The following is a 5,941-nucleotide window of genomic DNA, read 5'->3' on the forward strand; positions in this document are numbered from 1 at the left end:
GGTGTTGTATGGCCTGCAACACTTCGACACTCGTGCTATGGTGCGGGTGGTTTCTTCGGGGCACGCTGCCGCCCGGGAAATGGGGGGGGGGGGGGTCGTCAACCGACCCGCCCCGCCCCGCGAACACGCACAGAAGGATCAGCGTGCGGCGGCCGGCACCTTACGGCTGGCCCGCGCCTTGGTCACGCCGTTGGCCTTGGCGGCCCGGGTGGTGGCGGCAGCCGCACCCTTGGCCTTGCCGTCGAGCTTGAGCACCTGGCGCAGGAACTCGCCGGTGTGGCTCTCGGCCACCTCGGCTACCTCCTCGGGGGTGCCGGTGGCGAGCACGGTGCCGCCCCGGTGGCCACCCTCGGGACCCATGTCGATCAGCCAGTCCGCGGTCTTGATCACGTCGAGGTTGTGCTCGATCGTGATCACCGTGTTGCCCTTGTCGACCAGCCCTTCCAGCACCATCAGCAACTTGCGGATGTCCTCGAAGTGCAGACCGGTGGTCGGCTCGTCGAGCACGTAGACCGTCCGCCCGGTGGAGCGCTTCTGCAGCTCGGAGGCGAGCTTGACCCGCTGCGCCTCACCGCCGGAGAGGGTCGGCGCGGGCTGACCGAGGCGGACGTAGCCCAGGCCGACGTCGACCAGGGTCTTCAGGTGCCGGTGGATGGCCGGGATGGCGGAGAAGAACTCGGCGGCCTCCTCGATCGGCATCTCCAGCACGTCCGAGACGGTCTTGCCCTTGTAGTGCACCTCAAGGGTCTCCCGGTTGTACCGGGCGCCCTTGCAGACCTCGCAGGGGACGTACACGTCGGGGAGGAAGTTCATCTCGATCTTGATGGTGCCGTCACCCGAGCACGCCTCGCAGCGCCCGCCCTTGACGTTGAAGGAGAACCGCCCCGGGCCGTATCCGCGCACCTTCGCCTCGGTGGTCTCGGCGAAGAGCTTGCGGACGTGGTCCCAGACGCCGGTGTAGGTGGCCGGGTTGGAGCGCGGTGTCCGGCCGATCGGCGACTGGTCCACGCCGACGACCTTGTCCACGTGCTCCAGCCCGGAGACCCGGGTGTGCCGGCCGGGCACCAGGCGGGCGCCGTTGATCTGGTTGGCCAGCACCGCGTACAGGATGTCGTTGACCAGCGTCGACTTGCCCGAGCCGCTGACCCCGGTGACAGCGATGAGCTGGCCCAGCGGGAACGAGACGGTCAGGTTGCGCAGGTTGTGCTCGCGCGCGCCGTGCACCACCAGCTCGCGGGCCGGGTCCTGCGGGCGGCGGCCCGTCGGCGTGGGGATCGACCGCCGACCGGACAGGTACGCCCCGGTGATCGACTCCTTGTTCTTCAGCAGCGCCGGCACCGAGCCGCTGTGCACGATCTTGCCGCCGTGCTCACCCGCGCCGGGCCCGATGTCGACGATCCAGTCGGCGGTGCGGATGGTGTCCTCGTCGTGCTCCACCACGATCAGCGTGTTGCCGAGCCCGCGCAGCCGGATCAAGGTCTCGATCAGCCGGTGGTTGTCGCGCTGGTGCAGCCCGATCGACGGCTCGTCGAGCACGTAGAGCACGCCCACCAGGCCGGAGCCGATCTGGGTGGCCAGCCGGATGCGCTGTGCCTCACCGCCGGAGAGCGTGCCGGCCGGGCGGTCCAGGGAGAGGTAGTCCAGGCCGACGTCGAGCAGGAACCGCAGCCGGGCGTTGATCTCCTTGAGGACGCGCTCGGCGATCATTTTCTGCCGGTCGGTCAGCTCGATGCCGGCGAGCAGGTCGGCGCACTCCCCCACGGACAGGTTGCAGACCTCGGCGATGCTCTTGCCGGCCAGCGTGACCGCGAGCACCTCGGGCTTGAGCCGAGCACCGCCGCACGCCGCGCACGGCACGTCGCGCATGTAGCCCTCGTACTTGTCGCGGGACCACTCGGACTCGGTGTCGGAGTGCCGGCGCTCGATCCACTGCACCACGCCCTCGAAGCCGGTGTAGTAGGAGCGCTCACGGCCGTACTTGTTGCGGTAGCGCACGTGCACCTGGTCGTCGGAGCCGTGCAGGATCGTCTTCTGCGCCCGCGCCGGCAACGCCCGCCACGGGGTGTCGATGTCGAAGTGCTGGGCCTCGCCGAGCGCCTCCAGCAGGCGCAGGAAGTATTCCAGGTTGTGCCCGGTGGACCAGGGTTGGATGGCGCCCTCACGCAGGCTGCGCTCCGGGTCGGGGACCAGCAGCTCCGGGTCGACCTCCTTCTTGGTGCCCAGGCCGGTGCACTCCGGGCAGGCGCCGTAGGGGGCGTTGAAGGAGAAGACCCGAGGCTCGAGATCCTCGATGGCCAGCGGGTGGTCGTTGGGGCAGGCCAGGTGTTCGGAGTAGCGGCGCTCGCGGTCCGGGTCGTCCTCGGGAAGGTCGACGAAGTCGAGCAGAACCAGGCCGCTGGACAGGCCCAGGGCGGCCTCGACCGAGTCGGTGAGCCGCTGCTTGGCGCTCGGCTTGACGGTGAGCCGGTCGATCACCACCTCGATGGTGTGCTTCTCCTGCTTCTTGAGCTTCGGCGGCTCGGTCAGCGGGTGCACCACGCCGTCGACCCGGGCCCGGGCGTAGCCCTTGGCCTGGAGCTCGGCGAAGAGGTCGACATATTCGCCCTTGCGGCCACGGATCACCGGGGCGAGCACCATGAACTTGGTGCCCTCGGCCATGGCCAGGACCCGGTCGACGATCTGCTGCGGGCTCTGCCGGGAGATGCGCTCACCACAGACCGGGCAGTGCGGCTCACCGATGCGGGCGTAGAGCAGACGCAGGTAGTCGTAGACCTCGGTGATGGTGCCGACGGTCGAACGCGGGTTGCGCGAGGTGGATTTCTGGTCGATCGAGACGGCCGGGCTCAGGCCCTCGATGAAGTCGACGTCTGGCTTGTCCATCTGGCCGAGGAACTGCCGGGCGTACGACGAGAGCGACTCGACGTAGCGGCGCTGCCCCTCGGCGAAGATCGTGTCGAAGGCCAGGCTCGACTTGCCCGACCCGGACAGCCCGGTGAACACGATGAGTGCGTCCCGGGGCAGGTCGAGACTGACGTCACGCAGGTTGTGCTCGCGCGCGCCACGGATGATCAGTCGGTCGGCCACAGTGCGTGTACTCCCGGGAGAAGATGAAGCGAAGGATTCGTCCCGCTCTGGGTGGTCTTGAGCGGTCGTGCGGGCGCGGAAAACACGCCTCGGCAACTCTAGCCCCGAGGTATGACAGTTTCCCCCGCCCGCACATTCCCCCAGCTCAGCCCGGTCGGCCGCCCCGCCCGCAAGCCCTGTCGGCCGTGCGCCGGCGGGCGCCCGGTCAGTAGCCGCCGGGCGCCGGCGGACGCGCGGCCCGACGCCGGGCCGAACGCCACCCTCCGCGTCGCTCCGCCGCCACCCGGGCCTCCCGTCGTCGGCTCTCGTGGGCCACCTCACCCTGCAGCCGCCGCCAACTTTCCCACCGACGGGTCGAGAGCTCGCCGGTGTGCAGCGCCTCCCGGACCGCGCAGGACGGCTCGCCGTCGTGGCCGCAGTCGGCGTACCGGCAGCCTTCAGCCAGCCCGGCGATGTCGGCGAACGCCCGGTCGAGCCCGGCCGCGCCGTCCAGCAGGCCGACCGCCCGGACACCGGGCGTGTCGATCACCGCACCGCCACCCGGGATGGGTACGAGGGCCCGCCAGGTGGTGGTGTGCCGACCCTTGCCGTCCACCCGCCGGATCGACTGGGTGGGCATCATCACGGCCCCGACGAGGGCGTTGACCAGGCTCGACTTGCCCGCACCGGACGGGCCGAGCAGGCCGAGCGTGCGGCCGGGCGTCACCTCGGCGCGCAGCGGTTCCAGCCCGAGGCCTCGTTCGGCGCTGACCGGCAGCACCGGCACCCCGGGGGCGACCGCGGCCAACTGGCGGGCCAGCGCGGCCGGGTCGGCCGCGAGATCCGCCTTGGTCAGTACGACAAGCGGCCGGGCGCCGGATTCGTGGGCCAGGGAGAGCAGCCGCTCGATCCGGCCCACGTCCGGCTCGGGGTGCACGGGCTCCACCACGGCGGCGGCGTCGAGGTTGGCGGCCAGCACCTGACCGCTGGCGTCCTTGCCGGCGGTACGCCGGATCAGCGCGCCCCGTCGCGGCAGCACCGCCTCCACGGTCACGCGGCGGTCCGGCCAGTGGGTGAGCAGCACCCAGTCCCCTGCGCAGGGCAGCGCGGACGGGTCCCGCGCGGCGACGGTCAGCACCGCCCCACCCAGGCTGGCCCGGACCGGGCCGACTGCGGTGAGCACAGTGCAGACCCCCCGGTCCACCCGGGCCACCCGACCCGGCTGGTGCTCACCGCGGCGCGCGGCGTACGCCGTCCGCTCGGCGTCCCAGCCGAGGGCGGTCAGATCGATCTTCATGGCATCCTCATCGGTGTCGAAGCTGGTGATGGCGGAACACGCGTGCCACGTCCGGCATGATCACCACCTCCGTCCGATGTCCCGGTGCCGCGTCTGCCGCTGACGGTAGGTCGCGCGCCGACGCGCCGAAAGCGATTTCCCCGGCGACGGCGCGACGGCGGACCGCTAGGGTCGACGGGTGACAACGGATCCGCTGTTGCTGATGGGCGAGGTGGACGCGGCCACCAGCCGACTACTACGTACCGCCGCTTCTTTCGACGCCGCGGACCTGGCCGGCGCGTCGCTGCTGCCGGGCTGGACGCGTGGCCACGTGCTGGCGCATGTGGCGCGCAACGCCGACGGTTTCGTCAACCTGCTCACCGCGGCCCGCACCGGGGCGGCGCTGCCGATGTACGCCTCGCTGGACGCCCGCAGCGCGGACATCGAAGCCGGTTCGAGCCGGGCACCGGCCGCGCACCTGGACGACCTGCGACGCACGGCGGACCTGTTCTCCGAGGCGGTCGCGGCGATGCCGGCCGATGCCTGGGCGGCGACTGTGCAGGCGCGTAAGGGCCCCTGGCCGGCGGCGCTGCTGGTCTGGGGTCGGCTGCGGGAGATCGAGGTGCACCACCTCGATCTGGCCGCCGACTACCGGGCCGCGGACTGGTCGGAGACGTTCGCCCACCGTCTGCTGCGGGAGGCGGCCAGTCATCACGCCATGGGGCCGACACCGCCCTCGATGGTGCTGCGCCTCGACGGCAGCGAGCATGAGGTGGTGATCGGGGAGCGCGTGGACGCCCCGGTCGTCGCCGGCCCCGCCCCCGACCTCGCCGCCTGGCTGATCGGCCGCGCCGACGGCTCCCCGCTCTCCGTCATCCCTGACGGTCCCCTGCCTACTCCACCGGAATGGATATAGAAACGTCATGACATACAGCGGAGACGTCACGCACGGCGGCGCACCGGCGGTCCGGGAGCTGGACGGGCTGACCATCAGCAAGCTGTCGGTGGGGCCGATGGACAACAACGCCTACCTGCTGCGCTGCACGGGCACCGGTGATCAGGTGCTGATCGACGCCGCCAACGAGGCACCGCGGCTGCTCGAACTGATCGGTGACGGTGGGCTCACCGCTGTGGTGACGACCCACCAGCACATGGATCACTGGGTGGCGCTGGAGGAGGTCGTCGCCAAGACCGGCGCCCGGGCGTTGGTGCACGCCGATGACGCGTCGGGGTTGCCGATCGAGGCGGAGCGGCTGGCCGACGGCGACACGGTGGCGATCGGCGACTGCGCGCTGGAGGTCATCCACATCAAGGGGCACACCCCGGGTTCGATCGCGCTGCTCTACCGCGACCCGTCCGGCACCCCGCACCTCTTCACCGGCGACAGCCTCTTCCCGGGTGGGGTGGGCAACACCGACAAGGACCCGGAGCGCTTCGCGGCGCTGATCGCCGACGTCGAGCACAAGCTGTTCGACCAACTCCCGGACGACACCTGGTTCTACCCGGGCCAGCCAGTTCTGGATCTGCCGGACGCCCTCCGACGACTTCTCGCTCAGCTCCGGTACGCCGCGAATGAACTCGTTGACCACCAGTGTCAGCGTG

At 71.0% G+C, this 5,941-nt stretch carries 4 protein-coding genes; 2 read left to right on the forward strand and 2 right to left on the reverse strand.

What is annotated here, in order from left to right; translation table 11 throughout:
• Positions 1-138 precede the first annotated feature (138 nt).
• Together uvrA and rsgA are read right to left on the reverse strand one after the other, a co-directional pair.
• Positions 139-3,084, reverse strand: a complete 2,946-nt coding sequence (uvrA, locus tag AB0B98_RS33005; protein WP_091408018.1) for an excinuclease ABC subunit UvrA — start codon at positions 3,082-3,084, stop codon at positions 139-141.
• A 205-nt stretch (positions 3,085-3,289) separates the two neighbouring features.
• Entirely contained in the window at positions 3,290-4,360 is a 1,071-nt protein-coding gene (gene rsgA, locus AB0B98_RS33010) for a ribosome small subunit-dependent GTPase A (RefSeq protein WP_357367752.1), read from the reverse strand.
• Positions 4,361-4,538: 178 nt separating this feature from the next.
• On the opposite strand from rsgA, the gene AB0B98_RS33015 reads away from it, so the two are divergent.
• Together AB0B98_RS33015 and AB0B98_RS33020 are read left to right on the forward strand one after the other, a co-directional pair.
• On the forward strand, positions 4,539-5,255 hold the full coding sequence (locus AB0B98_RS33015; protein WP_357367753.1) for a maleylpyruvate isomerase family mycothiol-dependent enzyme: 717 nt from the start codon (positions 4,539-4,541) through the stop codon (positions 5,253-5,255).
• Between the two features lie 7 nt (positions 5,256-5,262).
• Positions 5,263-5,941: MBL fold metallo-hydrolase (locus tag AB0B98_RS33020; RefSeq protein WP_357367755.1), on the forward strand; the 679-nt coding region annotated here is incomplete at its 3' end.

This window comes from Micromonospora sp. NPDC048947 (assembly GCF_040649495.1).
GTDB lineage: Bacteria > Actinomycetota > Actinomycetes > Mycobacteriales > Micromonosporaceae > Micromonospora > Micromonospora alfalfae.

Excerpts from the sequence above, each read along its gene's own strand:
- rsgA (WP_357367752.1), bottom strand. The coding sequence starts at position 4,360 with ATGAAGATCGATCTGACCGCCCTCGGCTGGGACGCCGAGCGGACGGCG.